The following is a 25,654-nucleotide window of genomic DNA, read 5'->3' as shown; positions in this document are numbered from 1 at the left end:
TTTAAGCGCATACACAAGGCAAGCTTACGTTTCGCACTCATATAGTAAATGATATAACGACCTTGCCATTTTACACGATGAAATAATCAATATTTGTATTCGCGAAAAATTTAATATGTCGCGCGGCGTATTTGCAAACTTATTACATACCTCAGCAAGAACCCTTGAAAACTGGGAACAAGGGCGCAGCGCACCTAATGAACAAGCGGTTACTTTATTAAAACTGGTACAGCGCCATCCTGAAACGTTGAATCATATTGCGGAGTTGTAGAAGAGTGATAAAATATTTTAACTGAAGGCACTAATCTTAGTTTGTTAATCAGAACACATTTATTTTCGTGAAAGAGGTTAGTTTTGTCTTATTACAGCCACTTAGAGATGCATGGCTATGATTGTCTGCACATGATTTGTTATTTTGGTTTTGCCTGTTGACAGTATTACTTTTATGAAAGCTATTTTGTAGGTTTTTATGGATGCTTTAAGTTTTAAAGTGGTATATTGTAAGGCATATTGAATTTATTAAAAAGCTTATAAAGATAGCTTGATTTATATAGTGTTTTTTATGTAATCATCATGATTTATATATAAATAAGGATGGAAATGAAGTTCAAGATTGAAAAGTTAGGGAAAATAAACAATGCAGATATTGAATTAAAAGATTTAACAATTATTTGTGGTCCAAATGGTTCAAATAAAACATGGTTGGCATATTCTATCTTTCATAATTTACACTTCAAACATGGAGATGCACCTAGTTTATACTATGCCGGATTTTATAAGGAAGGTATCGTTCAAGGAGAGTTTCCAAATTACTTCATAGATAGTAATAGCGTTGAGTTTAAAGATGTTTGCATGCTTTTTTTCAATGCTTATATAAATGGCTCTAACAAAAACTTATCACAAACATTTAACACTCACGACGACGTGTTTCTAAACACAAAAATATCATGCAGTAATGATTCTGAGCTCGTACAGCTATTTATCGATTCATTTAAAAATACCACCCAGGAGTTCAATACTGAGAATCACTCAATTTCGAGTACTCTTAATATTAAAGAGAATAATCCGATTATAGAAATTAAGGTTAGTACTGGTGATGATAATACAGAGCAGCGGACTGATCTTTATGAAGTTATAGACTCGCTAATTAGTGAGCTTATCTGTCATTTGCTGTCTACAATATCACCTGTTCTCCGTCCATTTGTAATTTCATCTGAACGAGTTGGGTGTCTTGTTTTTCAAAAGGACATAGATGGTAAAATCGTTGGGCTGTCTAACAAACTTGATACCTTATTAGAGAGGTATCATGATAACGTTGATGTTAAGCAGGCTTTAATCGAAATGCACATGAGTACATTAGGGCATCGTGCTGAGTTATCAGTTCCCGTGAGAAAAAATTTAGATGCCGTGCGTAATGCAAGTGTTGAGTTGAAAAAGGTGAGCTTTATAAAGAAGCAATGCCCATATGTGTCAGATGCAATGAAAGAGATATCTCAAGGCTCTTTTAGTGTTGAAAATAGTGTCCTTACGTATAAAGCCGTTGATGGAGGGTTTGAGTTACCAATTACTGTTGCTTCTTCATCTATCAAGTCACTTTTTTTGATAGATCTATATGTTAACTCGTTGGCTAGAGAAAACGACCTATTAATTATTGATGAGCCAGAATTAAACTTACACCCTAATAACCAACGTTTAATGGCCAAAGTGATTGCTCGTTTAATTAACTCAGGAGTGAAGGTTCTAATTACTACTCATAGCGATTATTTAATTCGAGAAATAAATAATAGTATTATGTTGAGTAATTGCATTGAAAATAAAGAAGAAATTATGGATGAACATAATTTAATAGGAGAAGATATTTTATTTCCTTCCCAGGTTAGCGCGTATACGGTTGATGCTGAAGGCTGTGTTTCCGCTATGGAAGTTAATCGTAACGGCATCAACTCTAAAGTTTTTGACAGCATAATAAATGAAGCAAACAAACTCCAAGGTGAAATTTACTTTAACTTGGATGATGTCGATGAGTAGTTTTAAACTTGATATCGAAAAAGTAATTGCAGATGTAGCATTGTTACCAATTAAGCCACAGGCATCTAATAACGTTCATTATCTAGACTTACAAGAGGAAGGCGTAGATGCTACTCTTAGGCATCTTAAATTATCACATATATTAGAAACTGATACATGTATTTCGTTTGATGTAAATGAAGGCCAACAATTTAAAACATATTCTCCATATTTAAAGTCTTCACAAGATACATCCTTTAACAAAAGGTGTGACTTTGTTGTGATTCGGAAACATGGTGGGGTATGGAGAGTTTATTTTGCAGATCTTAAATCTACTAGAGTTGAAGTTGGAAATATTGTCAAACAATTATCATCTTCAAAATTATTTTTCGATTATATATTACAGATCATTAAGTTAGAGTTTGGTAACAACGAACTCCTTGACTATTTACCAAGGTTTGTTTGTATTCATGATAACGCAACAATGCCAGCAGGAGTTTTTAAGCCGACCACATTCCCTAAGAATTCTAAGCCGCTAACAAAAAAATGTTCCATAACACAGAAACAATTAATAATAGTTCCTGTGGGCATAACTTCAACAGGCAAAGCTAAAGTTAGCTTTAATCAATTTTGTGCTATTTAACTTATGGATTAAATAGCATAAAAAGCGAACGGGTTTACTTGCAGTAACTGTTTATCAGCTTAACAAGAGATTTGTATTTTTAAGCCATATTTTAACTTTTAGTTAATACCTTAATCGCATTACTTATGCCATCTAAACTTAGCGGGTACATGCGGTTGTTCATTAGCTGCTTGATAAAATCAATTGATTGGTAGTAACGCCAGTGTTCAACCGGTTGTGGGTTGAGCCAGGCGACTTTATCAAAGTGATTAGTGATACGGGCAAGCCAAACACTGCCGGGCTCTTCGTTGTAGTGTTCCACTGAGCCGCCGGGGTAGGCAATTTCATACGGGCCCATAGTGGCGTCGCCAACAAAGATCACTTTATAGTCACTAGTGAATTTGTTGATCAGCGTCATAGTGTCGATGACGTTGGAATGGCGGCGCTGATTATCTTGCCATACGTGTTCGTATAAACAGTTATGGAAGTAGTAAAATTCTAAGTGTTTAAACTCGCTATGCGCGGCGCTAAATAATTCTTCACAGGTGTGAATATAGTCATCCATTGAGCCGCCAATATCAAACAGCATCAATACTTTTACCGCGTTGTGGCGCTCTGGTGCCATTTTTACATCCAGCATGCCGCCTTGTTTGGCGGTAGCACGAATGGTCTCGTTTAAATCGAGGGTGTCACTGGCGCCAGTGCGAGCAAACTTGCGCAGTTTTTTAAGGGCGAGCTTAATAGTGCGTGAGCCAATTTCACGATCGGAATCTAGGTTACGGTATTCGCGTTTATCCCATACTTTTACTGCTTGGCGATTGCGGTTGCCGTCTTGACCAATGCGCACGCCCTCAGGGTTATAGCCATACGCGCCAAATGGCGATGTACCACCCGTGCCCACCCATTTATTGCCACCAGCGTGGCGTTTTTGTTGTTCTTCTAGGCGCTCTTTGAGGGTTTTCATTAGCTCATCAAGGCCGCCCATGGCTTTAAGCTGGGCTTTTTCTTCATCGGTTAGGTGTTTTTCAAACTCTTTGCGCAGCCAATCTTCAGGTAAGTTGTGCTGCTGTTTTAAGCTCTCGAGTAAGTCCAGATCGGCAATGCCGCTAAAGTAATCAGCAAACGCTTTATCAAACCTGTCAAAGTGGGTTTCGTCTTTAACCATTATGGTACGGGCTAAATAATAAAATCCGTCAACATCGGCAAATACCGCGCCTTTTTTTAGCGCGTTGATCAAATCAAGCAGCTCGCGCAAACTAACAGGTAAACGGTATTCACGCAGTTTGAAGAAAAACGCAACCAACATCTTAACGGCGACTCATAAAGGCAAGTTTTTCAATTAAGCTGATATCTTGTTCATTTTTAAGTAGTGCGCCAAACATTGGCATTAAACCGCCTTTTTGAGTTTTGTCATGCAGAGTTTTTGCATCGATGTCTTCAGCCATAAGCAGTTTTAACCAATCAAGTAACTCGCTGGTGGAAGGCTTTTTCTTAATGCCGTTGACTTCACGTAGATTAAAAAATACTTCTAGCGCTTGGCGAACTAAATCTTGTTTTACGTGTGGGTGGTGAACATCGATAATTTGCTGCATTTCGTCACTAGATGGAAAATCAATGTAATGGAAAAAACAACGGCGTAAAAAGGCATCGGGCAGTTCTTTTTCGTTGTTTGAGGTGATGATCACAATAGGGCGTTGTTTTGCGATTACACGCTCACCGGTTTCATAAACATGAAATTCCATTTTATCGAGTTCTAATAGTAAGTCGTTCGGGAATTCGATGTCGGCTTTGTCTATTTCATCAATTAATAATACCGGGCGTTTGTTATGTTCTTCACCATAAGTAAATGCCTGCCACAACTTGCCTTTAATAATATAGTTGCCAATGTCGTTTACCCGGGCATCACCTAATTGGCTGTCGCGAAGGCGTGATACTGCATCGTATTCATATAAGCCTTGCTGGGCTTTAGTGGTCGATTTGATATGCCATTGGATAAGTGTGGTGTCTAAGCTTTTAGCCAACTCCTCAGCCAGCATGGTTTTACCAGTGCCGGGCTCGCCTTTGATCAAAAGTGGCTTTTCCAGCAAAATAGCCGCATTAACCGCTTGTTGTAACGCTGAACTTGCGATGTAGTTATCAGTAGAATTAAATTGCACGTAAATACCTATCTGGTCTGAGCAGTAAACAATATGCCTATCATGCCATAGTTAATCGGCTTCACCAAGGTAGCTAAAGCGTGGAATAATTTGGCCGTCTTTCTCGACGGTTTCGCTAAACATACTCAGTGGTCGTGCCCACATGCCAAACTCACCATACAAGGCTTGGTAGATAACTAATTGTTCGTCTGTTTCACTGTGAGTGGCGACGTATAGAACTTTGTACTTTGGGCCTTTGTAGTGTTGGTATATGCCTGATTTGAGGGTATGTGGTTTTATTGCTGTAGTCATGTTTTGATCTCTTGTATAATTTGTCTTTGCACTTTTAATGCTAACTAATTTGCCAATACTATGAACTATATTTCGTTAGATGATTACAAAAAAGCGTGGGTTTTTCGTCATCAAGATGCGCCAGTAACAGAACAAGACCTTGCCTTAATTAAACCTATGAGCCATGAGCGTGCCGCTGTTTTATGGAGCACCATGGTGAGCCGCGAGCATGACCACCCTGATTTTTTTGAAAAAACAGATTGGTGTGGTAACGAAGACAATTTCTCGCAAACTATTCACTGGGAAGCTGCATGGGAAGCCGGCGCTGAGCAACTGCCAGCTGAGATACTTGCGCACTTAGGTTGGCAAGCTAATACCACCGTGTATTTTTGTATCGCCCGCGATAATATTATCGAAACCAGCTTTGATGTGTTTAAACGCAATTGGCAAAATTTTATGTTTTTAGCTGATGGTAGTCTGTTATTAGGTAAGAAACGTGATGAAGTAGTGCAGTTTTTAGAAACTGGCGATGCTAAATTAGGTATAAAGTCACAAGTTAAGTAACCTGAGCTTTGCTTTTGTAAATAGCAGAGCTTAAAAAGCAGTCAATACTGTGCTATAAAACAAGCAACTAGATGTTTTAGAGTATGATCGTTGGCTGCAAGCGACCCCTTTCAACAAGTCGATATTTGGCAATCAGATACACAACGTGTGCTATATGCACAGTTGTGCAATGCTTTTTATGCGCGGGAAATAGGTCAATTAGTTGTTGAAGTGAATGAGCAGCGTTTACGCAAGCGATTAAAAAGTCTTCCTTATTATATAGAACGCGCAGCAACGGCCGTGGTAAATGGTCAAGTTCCTTTTCAGTTAGATCCGCACAATGGCTGTTGGCTTGATAAGCAAAAAGCTCAGCCTCCCAACGCAAAAAATAATGATGATTTTTATCAAACACATAAAAATGTAGGTTTAATTGTTCCGCTTTTACTCAATAGCGCAAATCAAACCCGTGTTGCAATAGACAGCATCGACCAAGTAAGCGACAATAAACTTCATTGTAATGAGCATGGTTGGTTTGACTGCCAAGGTCAGCCGCTTGAAGGGCAGTCGGTGGTGTTATTAAAGCCCACAAAGGCAACAATGGCCGCTGCTTGTTGTGGCCATCAGTGGTCTTTTGATAAACGCACAACACCGCGTATTTTATCACTGAGAGAAATGCTGCTAGCAGGCAATATCAATTGGCGTAATTTAAAACGTCCCCATGTTCGAGTTAAAAAAATATAATACCAGTAGCCTTAATCGCATTATAAATTTGTACTGGTAGAGTAAAATCAAGGAGTGTTTAATGCGACTGTTTCAATTCACGCTGCTGTGCTTAGCGTTATTTGTACAATATCGATTATGGTTTGGCCACAACGGTGTACAAGATTATAGTCGTTTAAAAGCTGCTGTTACTTCACATCACGATACTAATGCTCAATTGATCAAACGTAATAAAGTGCTTAAAGCCGATATTGAAGATTTAAAGCTTGGTCAAGAAGGTGTGGAAGAGCGCGCTCGAAATGAATTAGGGATGATCAAACCCGGCGAAACATTTATTCGTGTTTTACCTGGGCAGCAACAAAATGACAACTAATTATACCCTTGCAGCCATAGTCCCAGCCGCTGGCGTGGGAAGCCGTATGCAACATAGCGCACCGAAGCAATACATTCGCTTGGCTGGTAAAACAATTCTTGAACATACACTTGCTAAACTAGCGCAACTCAAACAATTAACGACTATTGTGGTGGCCGTCAGCGATGATGATCCTTATTTTGCTACACTGGAGTTTATTGATCAGCGCATTGTCCGTGCAAGTGGCGGCAAAGAGCGAGCCGACTCGGTACTTAATGGCTTATTAGCGCTTGCAGATAACCCGCCTGATTGGGTGTTAGTGCATGATGCGGCAAGGCCGCTGGTTACCTTGGCTGATATTGAGCGCTTACTTAGTGAGTGTATTAACGCTGACGAGGGCGGTATATTAGCAAGCAAAGTGAAAGATACCATTAAGCGCGGTGCAACTCATAGCCAACAAACAGTACCACGGGATGACTTATGGCAGGCGTTGACCCCGCAATTATTTAAGTACCACGATTTAATGCAGGCATTGCAAACTGCGCTTGCTCAGCAGGTTACGATCACTGACGAAGCATCGGCAATAGAATGGGCGAATAAGCCTGTAAAGCTGGTGGCTGGGCGAAGCGATAATATTAAAATAACCACTCCAGAAGATTTAGATTTAGCCAACTTTTTACTCCAAAAACAACACAGTGAGAATGCATCATGATTCGAATCGGCCATGGCTTCGATGTCCATAAATTTGGTGGCGAAGGCCCGTTAACTATTTGTGGTGAAAAGATTGCTTACCCACAAGGCTTTTTAGCGCACTCTGATGGTGATGTTGCGATTCATGCACTATGCGATGCTATTTTAGGCTCATTAGCAATGGGCGATATTGGCAAGCACTTTCCTGATACCGCCAGTGAATATGAGAATATAGATAGCCGTATTTTATTACGCCATGTTGTTGATTTAGCTAAGCAGCAAGGCTATGTACTGGGTAATGCGGATGTAACGATAGTAGCGCAAGCGCCAAAAATGCTGCCGCATATTCAAGCCATGCGTAAAAATTTAGCCGCCGATTTAAACGCTGAACTGGGCCAGGTAAATGTCAAAGCAACAACCACTGAAAAGCTCGGTTTTGAAGGGCGAAAAGAAGGTATTTCAAGTCATGCAGTGGTTATCATGAGCAAGCAATCACTATGAGCGAGTTAAATTATTTATACGGTGCACCATTATCTAAAGCAGATTTTAAAACCACTGCTGAAGATTTTATGGTTGATGAGGATTTAGGCATAGAGTTTACAGGCAGTGGTGAACACGTCTGTTTACAGGTCGTTAAAAAAGGCGAAAATACCCAATACGTTGCTAAATTACTTGCCCAAAAAGCGGGGATTTCGCCACGTGATGTCAGCTTCGCTGGTATGAAAGATCGCCACGGAGTATGTAGTCAGTGGTTTAGTGTGCCAGTACCCATTAAAAAAGACATTGATTTTACTGAGCTAAACAGTGAATCACTGTTTATCATTGCTCAGCAACGGCATAATCGTAAGCTGCGGACTGGCTGCCACAAAGGTAATAAATTCAGCATTATTCTACGTAATGTAACTCAGCCGTTAGACATTCTTTGTCGTATCAACGCGGTACGCGCCGGGGTGCCTAACTATTTTGGCGAACAACGCTTTGGTCACGATGGTCATAATTTAGTGATGGCTAAAAAGATGTTTGCCGGTGAGCGCATTCGTGACAAAAAACTACGTGGTTTAATTATCTCTGCTGCACGTTCTTATGTGTTTAATCAAATAGTGAATTTGCGTGTTGCTGAGCACGGCTTAGCTAAAACCATGCACCGTGAAGTGTTTATGCTCAGTGGTAGCAATGCATTTTTTGAAGATGCCATTAGCGATGAAAATATCGCTCGTCTTGCCTCTGGCGATATTATGATGTCTGCGCCATTGGTCGGCACTAGCGAAAAAGGCCTCACCGAACAAGAAAAAATATGGCTAGAGCCGTATCAAGATTGGTGTGAAGGGCTTGGTAAGTTAGGGCTGAAAAATGAGCGCAGAATGTTGCGTTTGATCCCACAAGATTTAACCGTTGAAACGATTGATGAAACTACCATTAAATTGAGCTTTGGTTTACCCAAAGGCACCTTTGCCACGGCATTGTTACGTGAGCTGGTGGATTACACAGATGCAAGCCCACGAGTACATAAAGAACAGGACGCTGAAAATGAAAATTCTTCTAAGTAACGATGATGGTGTTAATGCAAAAGGTATTGCAGTGTTGTATCAGGCATTGACGCAAATTGCAGACGTAACGTTAGTTGCACCTGATCGCAATTGCAGTGGCGCAAGTAACTCACTGACGCTACTTAATCCACTGCGTGCTACCACGCTAGATAACGGGTTTATTTCGGTCAATGGCACACCAACTGATTGTGTGCATTTGGGCGTGAATGAATTACTTAATGAAAAGCCCGATCTAGTCGTTGCCGGTATAAACCACGGTGCAAATTTAGGTGACGATACTTTGTACTCAGGGACTGTTGCAGCAGCAACCGAAGGACGTCATTTAGGCTTGCCCGCAGTGGCGGTGTCTTTGTGCTCAAAAGAAGGCAATCATTTTGAAACGGCAGCAGCGGTGACTGTCAGCATAATTAAAGAGCTGGCGTCACATCCATTGCCAAAAGATCAAATCATCAACATTAATGTGCCAGATATTCCGTTATCTGAGCTAAAAGGCGTGCAAGTAACGCGTTTAGGTGCGCGTCATAAAGCAGAAACCATGACTAAACAACAAGATCCATGGGGACGAGACATTTATTGGTATGGGGTTTTAGGTGCCGAAAGTGATGCCGGAGAAGGTACAGACTTTTATGCTATCAATAATGGCTATGCATCGGTTACGCCACTAAGTGTTGATATGACAGCGAAAGATAGCTTGGCTGCAGTTGGTGAGTGGCTTAAAACGATGGAGATCAACGGTGCTGGCTAATTATACTCGAAGTGCCCGTGCGCTCGCTGACCTATTACAGCGTGAAGGTGTTGAAGATAAATTGGTACTCAGCGCTATTGCTGATATTCCACGTCATGTATTTGTTGATGATGTACTTAAGCATAAAGCGTATCAAAATACGGCGTTGCCAATAGGTCAAGGACAAACAATTTCACAGCCATATATTGTTGCCCGTATGACCGAGTTACTGCGTTTGGCTGGCGTGCGCGATAAAGTACTTGAGATAGGCACGGGTTCAGGCTATCAAACAGCGGTACTGGCGAAAACCTTTTCAAAAGTATTTTCGGTAGAGCGAATTAAAGCGTTACAATGGCAGGCTAAGCGCCGTTTACATAACCTAGACTTATACAACGTTTCCATGAAACATGGCGATGGTTGGCAAGGCTGGCAGTCACAAGCGCCGTTTGATGGCATCATTGTAACCGCCGCTGCATCGCAAGTCCCGCAGGCATTACTTGATCAACTCATTGATGGTGGGGTGATGATTGCGCCAATCGGTAATGAAGATCAACAACTGGTTATGGTTGTGCGCGAAGGCGAAAAATTTACTCAACATGTTATTGCGCCAGTTAGATTTGTACCTTTAGTCCCTGGCGACATTGAATAGGAAGTCACTTTGAAATTGTTTACTAAGTTATACGATATGGCATTAGTGTGGGCAAAACATCGCCACGCAGAGCGTTATTTAGCTGGGATGAGTTTTGCTGAATCGGTTATTTTTCCTATTCCACCCGATGTAATGCTCGCGCCGATGTCGCTTGCACAACCGAGCAAAGCATGGCGCTATGCTACTTTTGCTACAGTTGCTTCGGTGCTTGGCGGTATTTTAGGTTATTTGCTCGGATTTTGGTTATTTGAACCTGTAGTAGAGCCATTAATAGCGCAAATGGGTTGGCAAGAAAAGTTTAATACCGCTTTAAGCTGGTTTAAAGATTATGGCGTATGGGTGGTGTTTTTAGCCGGTTTTTCGCCAATACCCTATAAAGTATTTACTATTGGTGCTGGGCTTTTGCACATGGCGTTTTTACCTTTTTTATTAGCTTCTGCTGTCGGGCGTGGTGCGCGGTTCTTTTTAGTTTCAGCGCTAATGAAGTGGGGCGGAGTAAAAATGGAGCAAAAATTACGTCAATATGTTGAGGTACTTGGCTGGGGGGTAGTGATTTTAGTGGTGGTTGCATACTTTTTATTACGTTAAGCATCTAAATAACTACTTTTAGCACAAGGAGCAAAACACCATGAATAAACAGTACGTCTTCTATGTTACTTTATTTACAAGTGTTTTGCTCAGTGCCTGCTCATCTCGACATGCCCCCGCTCCGGTCAGTAGTTTAAATACCAGTGTTAAACCTTATACTAGTAAAGTTAATATTAATGGTGACCGCTACACGGTTAAAAAAGGTGATACGTTATACTCGATAGCCTTTAGCGCCCAGCAAGATTTCCGCACGTTGGCAAAAAATAATGGCATACCAGCCCCTTACATAATCCAACCGGGGCAAACAATTTCTTTTAAAAATGTACCTAAAAAAATAAAAAAGCATAAAAAATATACGAAACAGAGTAAAAAGTCTACAAGTGGCATACAAAAAAATAACAAAAAATTAAAGAAAGAGCTTGATCAGCCAAAACAACGAGAGTATGTTCAAAAACAAGCCAATAGGAAAATTAGTAAAAATAACAGTTTGTCCTCGACCCAAGTTAAGTGGTCGTGGCCAGCTAAAGGAACAGTAACTCAGCGTTTTTCAACCAAGGAAAGCGGGTATAAAGGGTTACAAATTACTAATAAAAAAGGTGTCGCTGTTTTTGCCGCAGCACAAGGGACTGTAGTTTATGCGGGTAACGCACTTAGAGGATACGGTAATTTAATTATTTTGAAACATAATGATGATTATCTTAGTGCCTATGCACATAACTCTAAGTTGCTAGTTAAAGAAAAACAGGATGTGAAAGCTGGGCAAAAAATAGCCGAGATTGGCAGTTCAGACTCTGAAGTGACGGCATTGCGTTTTGAAATCCGTTACCGAGGACAAGCTGTTAATCCTGAGAAGTATTTGCCTTAGCTATCGGTCGGGTATTGATCATAGTGATATAAGATCACTTGTTTGCTTGAGGGTACGCTCATGGGTAACACAGCAAAAATAGAAAAAACGAAAGATGCGATTGATGATAAATTTGATGATATAGCTGTCGCTGATACAGACTCTGAATTATTAGATGACGTCGATAAAGATGATGATAAAGAAGATGAAATATTTGCCAAAGAGGAAATCACTAAGAATTTAGATGCGACTCAGCTGTATTTAGGTGAAATTGGTTTTTCGCCATTATTAAGTGCTGAAGAAGAAGTCTTTTTTGCTCGCAAAGCATTAAAAGGCTGTAGCGCTTCTCGTAAACGAATGATTGAAAGTAATTTACGTTTAGTTGTTAAAATCGCCCGCCGTTATAATAATCGTGGCCTTGCGTTACTTGATTTAATTGAAGAAGGTAATCTTGGTTTGATCCGCGCCGTTGAAAAATTTGATCCTGAACGTGGTTTTAGATTTTCGACCTATGCGACTTGGTGGATCCGTCAAACAATTGAACGCGCCATCATGAATCAAACCCGCACAATTCGCTTACCAATCCATGTAGTGAAAGAACTTAACGTTTATTTACGCACCGCACGTGAACTAACGCAAAAGCTGGACCATGAGCCCACTGCCGAAGAAATTGCAGCGTGTTTAGACCGACCAGTTGAAGACGTAACTAAAATGCTGCGTTTAAACGAGAAAATCACCTCTGTAGATACACCTATTGGTGGTGAAAACGATAAAGCATTGTTAGATATTATTGCCGATGAAAAAGGCTTTGGCCCGGAAGGCGAAGTACAAAATAATGATATCAATAAGCACATTGTAGACTGGTTAGGTGAGCTTAATCCTAAGCAACGTGAAGTGCTTGCACGTCGTTTTGGTTTGTTAGGTTATGAGCCATCAACGCTTGAAGATGTGGGTCGTGAAATCGGTTTAACGCGTGAACGAGTAAGACAAATTCAAGTAGAAGCACTGCGCCGCTTAAAAGATATTTTGCAGCATGAAGGATTAAGTACTGATAGCTTGTTTGATCAGTTTTCATAATATTGATACAGCAATAGACGCAGCAACACAAACACACACAGAAAATAATTATTAAAAGCTGAGGAGCTAACTCTTCAGCTTTTTTTGTGCTTAAAGCATGCTACAGCAGCGATTTTAGCTTATATAGTAAATCTTGAGCTTGGCGTGGGCTTAAGTTATCTAGGTCAACCTCAGCGAGTTGTGCTTCTACCTGTGATGGTTCAGCTGCAAACAATGATGGCTGTACTGCATTGATATCAGCAGTGACTGGCTGATGATTCTCCAGCATTTTAAGCTTTTGTTTTGCCTGCTTTATAACTGCTTTTGGCACCCCAGCTAAGGCCGCTACTTGCAAGCCAAAACTTTTACTTGCGGCACCATCAAGTACGGTATGCATAAAGGCGATTGTGTCGTTGTGCTCTATCGCATCTAAGTGAACATTCACCAGCCCCGCTTGTTGCTCGGCTAGTTCGGTAAGTTCAAAATAATGGGTTGCGAATAAAGTTTTAGCGGATATTTTTGATGCTAAATGATCCGCTGTTGCATAAGCTAATGATAGACCATCGTAGGTACTCGTCCCTCGGCCAATTTCATCCATTAATACCAGTGACTGCGCGGTAGCATTGTTTAAAATAGTGGCTGTTTCGGTCATTTCGACCATGAAGGTTGAGCGACCTGATGCTAAGTCATCACTGGCGCCAATACGTGTAAATATACGGTCGATATTACCAATCTTAGCGCTGTCTGCTGGTACAAAGCTACCAATGTGTGCCATTAACACAATCAGTGCAGTTTGGCGCATATAGGTTGATTTACCGCCCATATTTGGCCCCGTAATGATCAGCATTTTACGCTGAGCATTAAGCTCTACAGGATTGGCAATGAAAGGGTCTTTCATTACTTGTTCAACAACTGGGTGGCGACCTTGCTTAATACTAATGTCATCGTTATCGCACAGTAGCGGTTTTGCATAGTTCAATGCAATTGCACGCTCGGCAAGGTTATTTAGCACATCTAAATCTGCCAGTGCTGCCGCCATTATTTGTAGCTGTTCAATGTGCGGGGCAATAAATTCAAACAGTTGTTCGTAAAGTTGCTTTTCAAGCGCCAGAGCTTTTGATTGGCTACCTAACACTTTATCTTCATGCTCTTTAAGCTCTGGAATTATATAACGTTCGTTATTTTTAAGCGTTTGGCGACGAATATAATCAGCGGGCACTAAATGTGCGTTGGCACGACTTACTTCAATAAAAAAGCCATGCACACGGTTATAACCGATTTTAAGGGTGCTAATACCGGTGCGTTCACGCTCGCGCTGTTCGAGTTGTTCAAGAATGTCGGTAGCACCTTGGCTGAGTGAACGCCATTCATCGAGTTCACGGTTGTAACCCGGTGCAATTACGCCACCATCACGAATAAGTACCGGTGGGTTTTCAATCACTGCTTGCTCAAGTAATTGCTGTAAATCAGGTAATTCAGGAGATTGCGCGATGATCTGACTAATGCGAGGATCGCTGGCATCGGTTAATAGCTCGTGCAGTGGAGCTAGGGCTTGTAGTGCGCTACGCAGACGGGTTAAATCGCGCGGACGAGCGGTCCACAATGCTAAACGAGCAATAACACGCTCAATATCACCTATTTGTTTTAACGACTCATGTAGCTCACCACACAGCTGTACACCGATAATGGCACTAATCGCATTAAGGCGAGCGTTAAGCTCAGGTTTAGAACGTATTGGTGTATGAATACGACGCTTTAATAGCCGTGAGCCCATCGCTGTTGCTGTTTTATCAAGTACTTGTGCTAAGGTGTTTTCAAAGCCACCAGAGAGGTTAACGGTCAACTCTAAATTTTTACGGGTGGCAGCATCTAAGATTACTGCATGTTCGTTATGTTCTAATGTGATGGCGCGAATATGGGGTAGAGCAATACGTTGCGTGTCTTTCACATATTGCATAAGGCAACCGGCGGCAACTAATGCAGCAGTTGCTTTATTAACCCCAAAACCGACTAAATCTTTGGTGCCAAACTGCTCGCATAACAAATGTTGTGCAGTGTCTAAGTCAAACTCCCATTCAGGACGACGGCGAATACCTTTGATATGCTCAATCAAATGAAAGTTGGCAAAGTCTTCGCTATAGAGTAACTCTGCTGGTGCTAAGCGTTGTAAAGTTGAACTAAATGCTTCTTCAGTATTTACTTCAACAATATTAAAACGGCCTGAGTTAATATCTAAGTAAGCAATGCCATACACGCCTTTTTTACTTTGCCAAACGCTGGTCAGTAAATTATCTTGGCGCTCTTGTAATAGTGCTTCATCAGAAATGGTGCCAGGGGTAACAATGCGTACAACTTTGCGCTCAACAGGTCCTTTGCTGGTTGCAGGGTCGCCTATTTGCTCACAAATAGCGACGGATTCACCCATTTGTACCAAACGAGCTAAATAGTTCTCTACCGCATGATAAGGGACGCCTGCCATAGGAATAGGATCGCCGCCGGCTTTACCACGGTGAGTTTGTGAAATATCAAGCAGTTGTGCTGCACGTTTTGCATCATCAAAAAATAGCTCGTAAAAATCGCCCATGCGATAAAACAGTAAAATATCACGATGCTCAGATTTTATTTTTAGATACTGCTGCATCATCGGAGTTTGTTGACTTATATTGTGCGGTGCATAAAGATCGAACGACATGTATTTACCCAAAGGCTGAATATGGAATTACATCAAGAGATTAAAACACTTGCTGCGCAGTTAGGCGCTATTTTAACGGATAAACGCTTATGGATCACTAGTGCTGAATCATGTACTGGTGGTGGAGTGAGTTATGCGTTAACAGATACCCCTGGCAGCTCGGCTTATATTGACCGTGCATTTGTAACATACAGTAATCAAGCTAAGCAGGATTTACTAGGGGTTACAGAGCAAACCTTAACTTTATACGGCGCAGTGAGTGAGCAAACTGTTTTGCAAATGGCCGCGGGTGCGTGTAAGGCCGCAGGGGCAGATATTTCGGTTGCAGTATCGGGTATTGCTGGTCCAGGTGGTGGCAGTACGGAAAAACCAGTAGGTTTAGTATGGTTTTGTATTCAAATTGGCGAGAAACAGTATCCGAGCCAACAGATATTCGCAGGCGATAGAGCGCAAGTTAGGTTGCAAGCTATTGTTTACTCATTAAAAACCATTATAGAAAAGATAAATTAATAAAATTAGCTTGATACTGTGATTTCATACAGTATACTTGTCTGCATTAGCCGGATTTGGAGAGTAAAATGAACGATAACAAACAAAAAGCGTTGGACGCTGCTTTATCTCAAATTGAACGTCAATTTGGTAAAGGCTCAATAATGAAATTGGGTGACAATAAAGCGTTAGATATTGATGCTATATCAACAGGCTCTCTGGGCATTGATATCGCATTAGGCATAGGTGGTTTACCTATGGGGCGTATTGTTGAGATATATGGCCCTGAATCATCAGGTAAAACAACGCTAACATTACAAGTTATTGCTGAAGCACAAAAAGAAGGTAAAACCTGTGCTTTCGTTGATGCTGAGCATGCACTTGATCCAATTTATGCCCAAAAATTGGGTGTAAATATTGATGAGTTATTAGTTTCACAACCTGATACAGGTGAACAAGCACTTGAAATTTGTGACATGTTAGTACGCTCAAGCGCTGTTGATGTGGTTGTTGTCGATTCGGTTGCGGCATTAACACCGAAAGCTGAAATTGAAGGCGACATGGGTGATTCACACATGGGCCTACAAGCACGTTTAATGTCACAAGCATTACGTAAGCTAACTGGTAATATCAAACGTTCAAACACTTTATGTATTTTCATTAACCAAATCCGTATGAAAATTGGTGTTATGTTTGGTAACCCAGAAACCACTACTGGTGGTAACGCACTTAAATTCTACGCGTCAGTACGTTTAGATATTCGTCGTATCGGTTCTGTTAAAGAGGGCGACGAAGTGGTGGGTAACGAAACCCGCGTTAAAGTGGTGAAAAACAAAGTTGCTCCTCCGTTTAAGCAAGCTGAATTTATCATCATGTATGGTGAAGGCATCTCTAAGCATGGCGAGCTAATTGACTTAGGTGTTAAGCATAAGCTAGTTGAAAAAGCAGGTGCTTGGTATAGCTACAATGGTAGTAAAGTTGGTCAAGGTAAATCAAACTCAATTAAGTTCTTGAAAGAGAACCCTGAAATCTCTAATGAGATTGAAGGTAAGTTACGTGATATGTTGCTATTAAAAGCAACAATTAAGCCTGACGATGTTGAAGATACAGTGTTAGCAGATGATGCTGAGCTTTAAAAGTATTTAATAAGCGCGATTTGACCCGCACTTAACATTAAAAAAGCCGCTAAATAATATTTAGCGGCTTTTTTGTGTTTGTAACAGGCAATACCTTAAGCCAATTGGGTGTAGATAATTGAACTTTGATAAGGTATATCACAGGCATAAAAAAGCGGCCAAAGCCGCTTAAGGAAGTAATATAATTTTAGTTTTAGCTTAGAACGCGTATTTAACTGAGAACTGCAGGCGATCTAAATCACCATCAACACCACTTTCTGTTTCGCGTTCTGCATGCTTTAACTCAGCACCAAACGTTAAACGTTTAACTGGTGAGTATAAAATGTTAGCGCTATAGCTTTGGCTAGATTCAGTTGGGTCACCGGTAATCGTAAGCAAATCAGTGTTATTGTCTGCTGAGAAGAACGAGTAAAGGAATGTTGAGCGCCATTGGTTATTCCAATTGTGCTGGTAAGCAATAAACCCTGATGTAGAGTCAATTGCATCTAGCTCATCACCATTAAGTACTGCACCATGCGCAACATTTAAGCCAACGTAACGACCTAAGCCTTTACCTTGGGTAAGCATAAATTTAACGTTGTCTTGGCCAACTTTAAACATACCTGATGCACTAATACCAATTGATGTTTCATCAGCGTCAAGGCCGCCCACTTTATAAGTAAGTTGACGAGCAAGCGCTGCAACCACTAAGTTACCCCAATCAGCAGTATGTGTGTAACGTGCTGTGAAATCCGGTAATGATGCATCATCGGTTACAGCCATACCATTTGAAGTTGTAATTGTACTTTCAGGGTTTTCTAACGAGAAAGACCATGCGCCAGTTGTGTATTTAACTTGTGCTTGGCGAACAAATACCGTGCCTTCAGCTGGACCTACAAAATCAAGAGTTTCAGGCAGTGCACCAACATTTTGGAAGTTTGACCATGTTTGACCAAATAACCAGCCGTCGTAAGCAATAAATGCGTGGCGAATACGTGGCGCGTATGAGTTAGATACGCGTTCATTACCGCCAGCAGCAGACGCTAAAAAGTCTATTTCGATTTTACTACTTATGGTTTTGCCGTTGTCTAAGAGTGTTGATGTACCAAAATTAAAACGAGACTGACGTGCGTGCATATCAAATACAGCATCAGAGTTGTTGTCGGCACCGACTGTTAATGTACTTGGTACATAAAAGTCACGCCCTACATTTGTACCTGCAGGCGCACCAGCTGAATAATCACTCCACATTGCATCGAGTTTTATATAACCGCCATAAGTCACATCAGTGCCACCGATGGTTGCGGCTTGTGCTGTTGCTGAAAGCGCGCACAATACGGCTGTGGCAGTAAGTGTTTTTAATACTGTTGATTTTGTTGTCATAGTCAAAGTCCTATTCGGGGCTGCTTGTTGCATTATTATACTTGTGGTGTGATACCACTTTTGATTAAGTATGCTTTTTACTCAATTACCTATTGGTCTATTAGACTAAGGTGGCAAGCTTGCCATCTCAGTATAAACATATCATTAACATTTTGTATTGATAGCGTAAAATGATGAAATTTTAAAACAATTTGAGCGTACAGTGAAATAAATCAAAGATAATACAACTAAGGTCTAATACTTTCGCCCGCTATGCTGGGTGATCCTTAAGATAGGCCTTAGGCAAGTAATTAAAATGGAGACGACTATGTCACAAAGTATCTATCCAGTTCCTGCACATATCAAGAATGCAGCCTTAGTTGATAACGATAAATATAATACACTTTACAAGCAATCTATTGATGATCCAGAAGGTTTTTGGGCAGAGCACGGTAAACGTCTCGATTGGTCAACACCTTTTACTAAAGTAAAAAACACCTCGTTTGATAAAGGCCATATCAGTATTAAATGGTATGAAGATGGTGAGCTTAATGCTTCGTATAACTGTATTGACCGCCATCTGGCAACTAAAGCAGATAAAACGGCATTGATCTGGGAAGGCGACGATCCTTCGCAAAGTGAACATATTTCTTATCAACAGCTGCATGACGAAGTGGCAAAATTTGCCAACGGTTTGAAAAAACTCGGTGTTAAAAAAGGCGATCGTATTGCTATTTACATGCCTATGTCACCGCAAGCTGTTTATGCAATGCAAGCATGTGCGCGTTTAGGTGCAATTCACTCGGTAGTCTTTGGTGGTTTCTCACCATCAGCAATTGCTGATCGTATTAAAGATTCTGGTGCTAAAATTGTTATTACTTCTGATGAAGGGCGTCGTGCAGGCAATACAGTGCCGCTGAAAGCAAATGTTGATGAAGCCGTTGCACAACAGTCGGTCACTACCATCGAACACGTTGTTGTACATCAGTTAACGGGTGGCGAGGTACAATGGCATGAACATGATGTATGGTGGCATGATTTAGTTGCTGATCAAGCCCCAGACTGTGCACCAGAACCGATGAATGCAGAAGATCCACTCTTTATTCTTTACACTTCAGGTTCAACAGGTCAGCCTAAAGGGGTGGTTCATACGACTGGTGGTTATTTAGTATATGCATCGATGACTCACGAATATGTATTTGATCTAAAAGAAGATGATATCTTTTGGTGTAGCGCCGATGTGGGCTGGATCACAGGTCACAGTTACATTGCTTACGGCCCATTAGTTAATGGCTGTACGCAAGTCTTATTTGAAGGTGTACCCACTTACCCAACCGCAGGACGTATGGGTGAAGTAGTCGATAAGCATAACGTTACAATTTTATACACAGCGCCAACGGCAATTCGTGCACTGATGGCCAAAGGCGATGAACCAACAGCGACCTCAAACCGCGATAGCCTACGTATTTTGGGCTCGGTGGGGGAGCCAATCAACCCAGAAGCATGGACTTGGTATTACGAAAACATGGGTAAAGGTAACTGCCCAATTGTTGATACTTGGTGGCAAACTGAAACTGGTGGCATCATGATCACACCTTTACCAGGTGCAATTGATATGAAACCTGGTTCTGCAACCCGTCCATTCTTTGGTATTGCGCCAGCATTATTTGATGCTGAAGGTAATGCTCTGGAAGGCGCAGTTGATGGTAACTTAGTTATTCTTGATAGCTGGCCATCACAAGCTCGTACAGTTTACGGCGATCATGAACGTTTTGAACAAACTTACTTCTCAGCTTATCCGGGTGTGTACTTTACTGGAGACGGTTGTCGCCGTGATGAAGATGGTTACTACTGGATCACCGGCCGTGTTGATGATGTATTAAACGTATCAGGACATCGCTTAGGTACTGCCGAGATTGAAAGTGCACTGGTTGCTCACCCTGCGGTTGCCGAAGCTGCTGTAGTAGGTTACCCGCACGATATTAAAGGCCAAGGTATTTATGTTTACCTAACGCCAAACGAAGGTATAACGGTCAGTGACGAATTAACCAAAGAAGTTCGTAACTGGGTTCGTAAAGAGCTTAGCCCAATTGCATCGCCAGATATGATCCAATGGTCACCAGGCTTACCGAAAACGCGCTCTGGTAAGATCATGCGCCGTATTTTACGTAAGATCGCTGCAAATGAGCACGAGCAATTAGGTGATACCTCAACACTTGCAGACCCTGGTGTGGTTGATGAATTAATCGAGAACCGATTAAATCGTTAAATATGCGTTAAAAACTTGATTAGAAGTTGATTCTAAACGTAGTATATCGGCTGTCAGCTATTTGATAGATGGCAGCCGAATTCATTAGGAGTGAACCATGAGTCAGTTTTTAATAGCGGATGACCACCCGTTATTTCGCGAAGCACTAAAAGGGGCATTAACGGCAAAGTTTGATGGTTTAGAGGTTTTTGAATCTGAAAATTTTGAAACTACATTGCAAGTGCTTAGTGAACAAGAAGATTTAGATATCTTACTACTAGACCTACATATGCCCGGCAGTGGCGATTTATATGGCCTAATTCGCATTCGTGAAGATTATCCAAGCTTGCCAATTGCTGTTGTCTCTGGCAGTGAAGATATCAATATTGTTTCAAAAGTTATGAGCTACGGGGCGATGGGATTCATTCCTAAGTCATCATCATCAGATGATATTGCCGGAGCAATTAATCAAATACTCGATGGCGATGTATGGCTACCACCTGAGCTTAAAGACAAAGTAGCGAGCGTTACCAATGAAGATAAAGAAATCGCCGCTCAAGTAGCCTCCCTTACCCCACAGCAATATAAAGTGCTGCAGTACTTACACGAAGGTTTGTTGAATAAACAGATCGCTTATGAACTACATATTTCAGAAGCAACGATCAAAGCGCACATCACCGCGATATTCCGTAAGCTTGGAGTGTATAACCGCACGCAAGCGGTGTTGATAGCTGCAAAATTACAACTCGAACCTATCGAGCAAACACATTAAGTACAGTATAAAAGTAGTCAATAATAAAAAAAATAAAGAGGCGTTGAGCCTCTTCATTCTACTCTATTTCTAGAACCTAGCTAAATACGACGGTTCGATTACCATTAATAAATAGCTTATGTTCTGATGCTAATTGCAGTGCTTTACAAAACACTGTTTTCTCTACATCTTTGCCCATTTTAGCCATCATTTCAGCGGTGTTTGCATGGTTTACATGGGTGACGTCTTGTATAATAATCGGCCCTTCATCAAGCTCATTATTAACAAAATGCGCCGTCGCACCAATGATCTTCACACCCCGTTCAAATGCCTGATGATACGGTTTTGCACCGATAAAAGCAGGTAAAAATGAATGATGAATATTGATAATTTTACCGTCAAAACGGCCTACAAATTCAGGGCTTAAAATCCGCATATATTTGGCAAGGCCAATGATATCGGGATTGTAGCTGGCAATTAAGTCACCCACTTGCAGGTCGTGTTCAGCGCGTGATAACCCTTCATGGCTGACCACATGAAACGGCACATCAAAGCCCTTCGCCAATGGCGCTAAGTCAGGGTAATTAGCAATCACAGCCAATACTTCAATATTCAGTGCTTGCTCAAATTGCTTTAGCAATACGCCCCCTAAGCAGTGGGCTTCTTTAGTCGCTAGTAACACCACTTTAGTTTTCTCGTCAGTGTGCAGTGCTAATTGCGCGCCATCGGGTAACAAAGCTTGTAATTGATTTAAAAAATCTGGATGTGGTTGGCCCGTTAGTTCAGTGCGCATAAAAAAGCGCTGAGCATCTTTATCTACAAATTCATTATTGCGGGTAATATTTAAATTATGCTGATGACAAAGCCCGGTGATTTTCGCTATTAAGCCGACATCATCGGCACATTGCGTGGTTAGTATCGTGTTCATTTTTCCTCATTCTAATCCCGTGAACAGTGGCTCCATTATTTGTTAATTTGTCACAATAGCAAGGGCTTTATTGAGAAATTCAGTATTACCTAAATTGCTATAAGTGGAAAATAAAAAAATATTTTAATTTTGTGAGAAATTATTATACAGATTTCGTTATGGGTTATTTATTGTTCATTATCTTATTATCGTCAGGTAGACAAAATATAACAACGAAAGGGATAATTTTATGAATCTAATTAAATCAATGCTTGCGGCATCTATTTCGCTGGCTTTATTGTCTGGCTGTGAATCTGATTTTGTTGATCACCCTGATGAGCCTATAAATACCGCACCAGTTATTAGCGTAAGCGATACAGCAGTAGTTGAAAAACAAGCTATTTCAATCAGTGCCACAGTGCAAGATGAAGGCCCCGTTACTTATCTTTGGAGCCAAAATGCAGGGTTGTCAGTTGCATTAGAGAACACCAATACAGGGACTGTTAGCTTTATTGCGCCAAGTGTTAGCGAAGATAAAAAAATATCTTTAAATTTAACTGTTACAGACAGTGAAGGTTTAACGAGTGAAAAAAATGTTGTAGTTGATATTCAACAGCAGCTGGTTAAATTATCACTGGAAGGCATAGCAACAGATTCCCCCTTAATTGACGCGGCTATAAAAGCCAAAATAGGATCGCAAGAGTTCACGACAACGACAAATAGCGATGGTTATTATAGCTTAGAGTTAGCACTTGACGATGATGCTGATATGAGTCAATTGGTGACAATTGAAGCACAGGGTAAAGAGCAACAACAAGCCGCTTTGTTGCAGTCACGACTAATGAGCTTTGCAAGCTTAAAAACGAAAGCGGGCGATGACGCTGTACTTACTAATGACGAAGACTTTTCGGTAAATATTACTAATCTAACCACAGCAAAGTCGGCGCTTTTGGCGCGAGAAAATTTATTCGTAGACATTAAAAGCGAGCAAGACTTGAAACGCTTGTCGAATGAGATTAGTGCTGATGAGCTCGTTAAGGTTGCTACGACTATAAAAGTTATTTTGGACAAATCAACGAGCAATGAATTATTTGCTTTACCCGAGGGAGTAAATAATGTTTTAGAGCTGGCTTTAGATAATGAAAAAATGACTCAGTATATTAAAAAAGTGGAGCAAACGCCCGAGTTTAGCCAGGCCCAAGAAGAAATGCTAGCTGATGAGAAGGTTGTTCAGTCTACAAAGACTAATAACATTAAAACTTTTTACTATAATCGTGGCAATTTATCTATTAATCAAGTTATTGAATTAGATAACGACGGCACTGGTCGTTACCTTCTTCAAAATTATGATGGTCGCTTCGACTGGATATATCAAAACGATGTGTATACCTTAAATAATCCTGAAGGTTTTTATGCTTATCAGACTACTGCTGATATTGAAATTGGTGGTGAAACAAAGCGGGTTCGCCAAGAGGTTACTACTTATAAAGCAGAGCTAAAGTTAATTGCGGCAACTGAAAATGGTTTTTTAGTCAAAGAAACTGAGTATAAAAATGTAGAGTACCCAGATGGTGAGTTAGAAAATTATCAACTCACTAACGAGTCTATCCTTAAAGTATTCACTCAAAATGAGCAAGTTGATTTTACCTTCGCGCAAACTCAAAACCCTATTGCATTGCCTGCACCGCATATTTTCGTTGATCAAGTATCTCTTGGTGCGATTACGTTAATGTTAAATGACGATGGAACAGGTGCTGTTTCAGAGCTTGGAAATACGCCTATTACTTGGCGAATGATAGAAGATAATAACAAACAGTCATTACATATCACACTGAGTGATTACGATAATGAAACAATACTATTTAGGCAATTAACAAGTGATGGTGATATTGCAACGTTTGCTGCATTTAGTGAATTTGACGGAATTAAAAATGCGAGTGTAGGTACTGGCAGCATTATCGACGAATCAGAGACATTCAATATTGCAACAATCCCTGGAATATATAGCTACAACTTTGATGGTAAGAGTTTAGATGAGTTTTGGTTTGAGCTTTGGCCTGATGGCAAAGCTATTTCGATGAGTGTGTACGACAGCAATGAGGATGGGCAATTATCAGTTGCTGAAAGTCGAATTTATGCTGGTAACTGGCATCTTGATGATGACATTCTTACAATAACGCGAAACCTAAATGGACGAGATGATTGTTACTACGTTGAGCAAGATCCTAATTGCTGGTTGTGGAATACTCGGCAATGGAAGCTAATTGAACAGATCGAAGATACTATTTATGTAAATAACATGCATCAATTTACCTATAGCCAAGGTGAGGAACCAAGAGAGAAAACGTTCGATAATCGCAAGTTTAATCGAGCAACTGAGCGGCCTATTTCGTCTCCACTACCTGATGAAATTTTACAACAGATAGGCTATCAGCCCCCTGTTTCTTTGACTGGCCTAATTAGCCCTAATAACTACTTGGGTAAGCGTTTGTATTTTACAGATCATGATTATAAAGTGGAAGGCGAGCTTGGTTATTTTCAATTTGATGACAATAACTCATTTCAATATTATCAAGATAACAACCTATCAACAGGGACTTACCAGATATTTTCTGATAATCAATTAATATTACGCGATGGTTCATCATTAATGTATGGGGCTAATTATAGTTTATTAATTGGCTCGAGTAATGTGGTAATTGCTACTTTTGAAGAGCATATTTGGCCGCATTTTACTAGCGAAAACGATGCCAAAGAATACATGAGTATTGTTGCCGACAATAAACCAGTAAGTAACGTCGAACATTTAATCGGGCGCGATATATATATGGTCGACCGAGATCGAGATGATCAGTGGGTGGTTAGTTATTTGAAGTTTGATGAAGATAAAATCACAATTTATAGTGATGAAAGTTTCACAACCATTAATACAGAGCTTGATTACAGTGTTGATGACACAGGCATGATTAGCTTCCCGGATGATCAAAATACAATGTACTTATCGTTAGTGACTGATGAGTTTAATATTATTATTACTAATGATGTAGGAAATAGCAGTAAAGATTTTAACTATTTCTTATTTGATCAGCAAAAAGCAAAAGATTTTGTTAACAACACAAATGCATTAAGAGAAAGCGCACAGCGTTAACTCCACTTACAATCTTTTAGTTTTAACAAAAATAAAGCGCGATAATTTTTATCGCGCTTTTATTCGTTTTAGTGGCCTGCAAAATTACCGTCGCAGAGATTTTATATCACGTAAAATGTGTAAATGTTAGGTTATAAGGCCGACGCGGGGTAAACCCTTAAAAGAACGGGGGTA

24 protein-coding genes and 1 pseudogene are annotated in these 25,654 nt (G+C 40.6%); 19 read left to right on the top strand and 6 right to left on the bottom strand.

The features are described 5' to 3' along the window. Window positions 1-8: 8 nt before the first annotated feature. The 3 genes and pseudogenes from H5158_RS23665 to H5158_RS07180 form a co-directional block, all read left to right on the top strand. Window positions 9-271, top strand: a pseudogene (locus tag H5158_RS23665) (helix-turn-helix domain-containing protein); the annotation flags it as partial. A gap of 329 nt (window positions 272-600) precedes the next feature. Continuing rightward, window positions 601-2,028, top strand: a complete 1,428-nt coding sequence (locus H5158_RS07185; RefSeq protein WP_182739738.1) for an AAA family ATPase — start codon at window positions 601-603, stop codon at window positions 2,026-2,028. Then, window positions 2,021-2,650, top strand: coding sequence for a hypothetical protein (locus H5158_RS07180; RefSeq protein WP_182739737.1), 630 nt, complete (start codon window positions 2,021-2,023; stop codon window positions 2,648-2,650). Before H5158_RS07185 ends, H5158_RS07180 begins: the two co-directional genes overlap by 8 nt. Window positions 2,651-2,741: 91 nt before the next feature. Here the strand turns inward: H5158_RS07180 and H5158_RS07175 are convergent, their stop codons facing one another. The 3 genes from H5158_RS07175 to H5158_RS07165 are packed head-to-tail and all read right to left on the bottom strand — an operon-like array spanning window position 2,742 to window position 5,076. Then, window positions 2,742-3,935 (bottom strand): VWA domain-containing protein, encoded by a 1,194-nt coding sequence (locus H5158_RS07175; RefSeq protein WP_182739736.1) that lies wholly within the window; start codon window positions 3,933-3,935, stop codon window positions 2,742-2,744. 1 nt (window position 3,936) lies between these two features. Continuing rightward, window positions 3,937-4,785, bottom strand: coding sequence for a MoxR family ATPase (locus H5158_RS07170; protein WP_182739735.1), 849 nt, complete (start codon window positions 4,783-4,785; stop codon window positions 3,937-3,939). 51 nt (window positions 4,786-4,836) lie between these two features. Continuing rightward, the gene (locus H5158_RS07165; RefSeq protein WP_145235257.1) at window positions 4,837-5,076 is read right to left on the bottom strand and encodes a DUF1653 domain-containing protein; all 240 of its coding nucleotides are present in this window, start codon (window positions 5,074-5,076) and stop codon (window positions 4,837-4,839) included. Between the two features lie 60 nt (window positions 5,077-5,136). On the opposite strand from H5158_RS07165, the gene H5158_RS07160 reads away from it, so the two are divergent. From H5158_RS07160 to rpoS, 11 genes are all read left to right on the top strand, one after another. Continuing rightward, window positions 5,137-5,619 carry a DUF2947 domain-containing protein gene (locus H5158_RS07160; RefSeq protein WP_182739734.1) on the top strand — a complete coding sequence of 161 codons (483 nt, stop codon included), beginning with the start codon at window positions 5,137-5,139 and terminating at the stop codon, window positions 5,617-5,619. A gap of 90 nt (window positions 5,620-5,709) precedes the next feature. Beyond that, window positions 5,710-6,339, top strand: a complete 630-nt coding sequence (locus H5158_RS07155) for a hypothetical protein (protein WP_145235262.1) — start codon at window positions 5,710-5,712, stop codon at window positions 6,337-6,339. Between the two features lie 61 nt (window positions 6,340-6,400). Then, window positions 6,401-6,691: a cell division protein FtsB gene (gene ftsB, locus H5158_RS07150; RefSeq protein WP_145235264.1), complete on the top strand. Its 291-nt coding sequence runs from the start codon at window positions 6,401-6,403 to the stop codon at window positions 6,689-6,691. Then, window positions 6,681-7,382 (top strand): 2-C-methyl-D-erythritol 4-phosphate cytidylyltransferase, encoded by a 702-nt coding sequence (gene ispD, locus H5158_RS07145; protein ID WP_182731533.1) that lies wholly within the window; start codon window positions 6,681-6,683, stop codon window positions 7,380-7,382. The genes ftsB and ispD overlap by 11 nt, the downstream gene beginning before the upstream one ends. After that, window positions 7,379-7,861: a 2-C-methyl-D-erythritol 2,4-cyclodiphosphate synthase gene (gene ispF / locus H5158_RS07140; RefSeq protein ID WP_182735495.1), complete on the top strand. Its 483-nt coding sequence runs from the start codon at window positions 7,379-7,381 to the stop codon at window positions 7,859-7,861. The genes ispD and ispF overlap by 4 nt, the downstream gene beginning before the upstream one ends. Further along, window positions 7,858-8,907, top strand: coding sequence for a tRNA pseudouridine(13) synthase TruD (gene truD, locus H5158_RS07135; protein ID WP_182731531.1), 1,050 nt, complete (start codon window positions 7,858-7,860; stop codon window positions 8,905-8,907). The genes ispF and truD overlap by 4 nt, the downstream gene beginning before the upstream one ends. Continuing rightward, a complete protein-coding gene (gene surE / locus H5158_RS07130) occupies window positions 8,888-9,652 on the top strand; it encodes a 5'/3'-nucleotidase SurE (RefSeq protein WP_145235272.1) in 765 nt (254 codons plus the stop codon). Before truD ends, surE begins: the two co-directional genes overlap by 20 nt. Beyond that, on the top strand, window positions 9,642-10,280 hold the full coding sequence (locus H5158_RS07125; protein ID WP_182739733.1) for a protein-L-isoaspartate(D-aspartate) O-methyltransferase: 639 nt from the start codon (window positions 9,642-9,644) through the stop codon (window positions 10,278-10,280). The genes surE and H5158_RS07125 overlap by 11 nt, the downstream gene beginning before the upstream one ends. Before the next feature lie 9 nt (window positions 10,281-10,289). Beyond that, the gene (locus H5158_RS07120) at window positions 10,290-10,868 is read left to right on the top strand and encodes a YqaA family protein (RefSeq protein WP_145235276.1); all 579 of its coding nucleotides are present in this window, start codon (window positions 10,290-10,292) and stop codon (window positions 10,866-10,868) included. Between the two features lie 40 nt (window positions 10,869-10,908). Beyond that, window positions 10,909-11,733: a peptidoglycan DD-metalloendopeptidase family protein gene (locus H5158_RS07115; RefSeq protein WP_182739732.1), complete on the top strand. Its 825-nt coding sequence runs from the start codon at window positions 10,909-10,911 to the stop codon at window positions 11,731-11,733. Window positions 11,734-11,793: 60 nt separating this feature from the next. Continuing rightward, entirely contained in the window at window positions 11,794-12,789 is a 996-nt protein-coding gene (gene rpoS / locus H5158_RS07110) for an RNA polymerase sigma factor RpoS (protein WP_145235280.1), read from the top strand. Between the two features lie 100 nt (window positions 12,790-12,889). Here rpoS and mutS read toward each other — a convergent pair whose 3' ends face one another. Continuing rightward, on the bottom strand, window positions 12,890-15,460 hold the full coding sequence (mutS, locus tag H5158_RS07105; RefSeq protein ID WP_182739731.1) for a DNA mismatch repair protein MutS: 2,571 nt from the start codon (window positions 15,458-15,460) through the stop codon (window positions 12,890-12,892). Window positions 15,461-15,481: 21 nt separating this feature from the next. Here mutS and H5158_RS07100 point away from each other — a divergent pair, with 21 nt between their 5' ends. Together H5158_RS07100 and recA are read left to right on the top strand one after the other, a co-directional pair. Beyond that, window positions 15,482-15,970 (top strand): CinA family protein, encoded by a 489-nt coding sequence (locus tag H5158_RS07100; protein ID WP_145235284.1) that lies wholly within the window; start codon window positions 15,482-15,484, stop codon window positions 15,968-15,970. A gap of 68 nt (window positions 15,971-16,038) precedes the next feature. Next, entirely contained in the window at window positions 16,039-17,085 is a 1,047-nt protein-coding gene (gene recA / locus H5158_RS07095; RefSeq protein WP_145235287.1) for a recombinase RecA, read from the top strand. A gap of 198 nt (window positions 17,086-17,283) precedes the next feature. Here recA and H5158_RS07090 read toward each other — a convergent pair whose 3' ends face one another. Further along, on the bottom strand, window positions 17,284-18,447 hold the full coding sequence (locus H5158_RS07090; protein ID WP_182739730.1) for a DcaP family trimeric outer membrane transporter: 1,164 nt from the start codon (window positions 18,445-18,447) through the stop codon (window positions 17,284-17,286). A gap of 307 nt (window positions 18,448-18,754) precedes the next feature. Between H5158_RS07090 and acs the strand changes: the two genes are divergently transcribed. Both acs and H5158_RS07080 read left to right on the top strand, forming a co-directional pair. Continuing rightward, a complete protein-coding gene (gene acs / locus H5158_RS07085) occupies window positions 18,755-20,695 on the top strand; it encodes an acetate--CoA ligase (protein ID WP_182717187.1) in 1,941 nt (646 codons plus the stop codon). Window positions 20,696-20,792: 97 nt separating this feature from the next. Then, window positions 20,793-21,446, top strand: coding sequence for a response regulator transcription factor (locus H5158_RS07080; RefSeq protein ID WP_145235295.1), 654 nt, complete (start codon window positions 20,793-20,795; stop codon window positions 21,444-21,446). A gap of 76 nt (window positions 21,447-21,522) precedes the next feature. Here the strand turns inward: H5158_RS07080 and purU are convergent, their stop codons facing one another. Then, complete coding sequence (purU, locus tag H5158_RS07075) at window positions 21,523-22,353, bottom strand: formyltetrahydrofolate deformylase (protein WP_182717186.1); 831 nt, start codon at window positions 22,351-22,353, stop codon at window positions 21,523-21,525. Between the two features lie 229 nt (window positions 22,354-22,582). Between purU and H5158_RS07070 the strand changes: the two genes are divergently transcribed. Next, a complete protein-coding gene (locus H5158_RS07070) occupies window positions 22,583-25,480 on the top strand; it encodes a PKD domain-containing protein (RefSeq protein WP_182717185.1) in 2,898 nt (965 codons plus the stop codon). Window positions 25,481-25,654 lie beyond the last annotated feature (174 nt).

The organism is Pseudoalteromonas sp. SR45-6, assembly GCF_014163545.1.
GTDB lineage: Bacteria > Pseudomonadota > Gammaproteobacteria > Enterobacterales > Alteromonadaceae > Pseudoalteromonas > Pseudoalteromonas rhizosphaerae.
The sequence above is the reverse complement of the archived record's forward strand: the minus strand, read 5'-3'. Positions and strand labels throughout refer to the sequence as shown.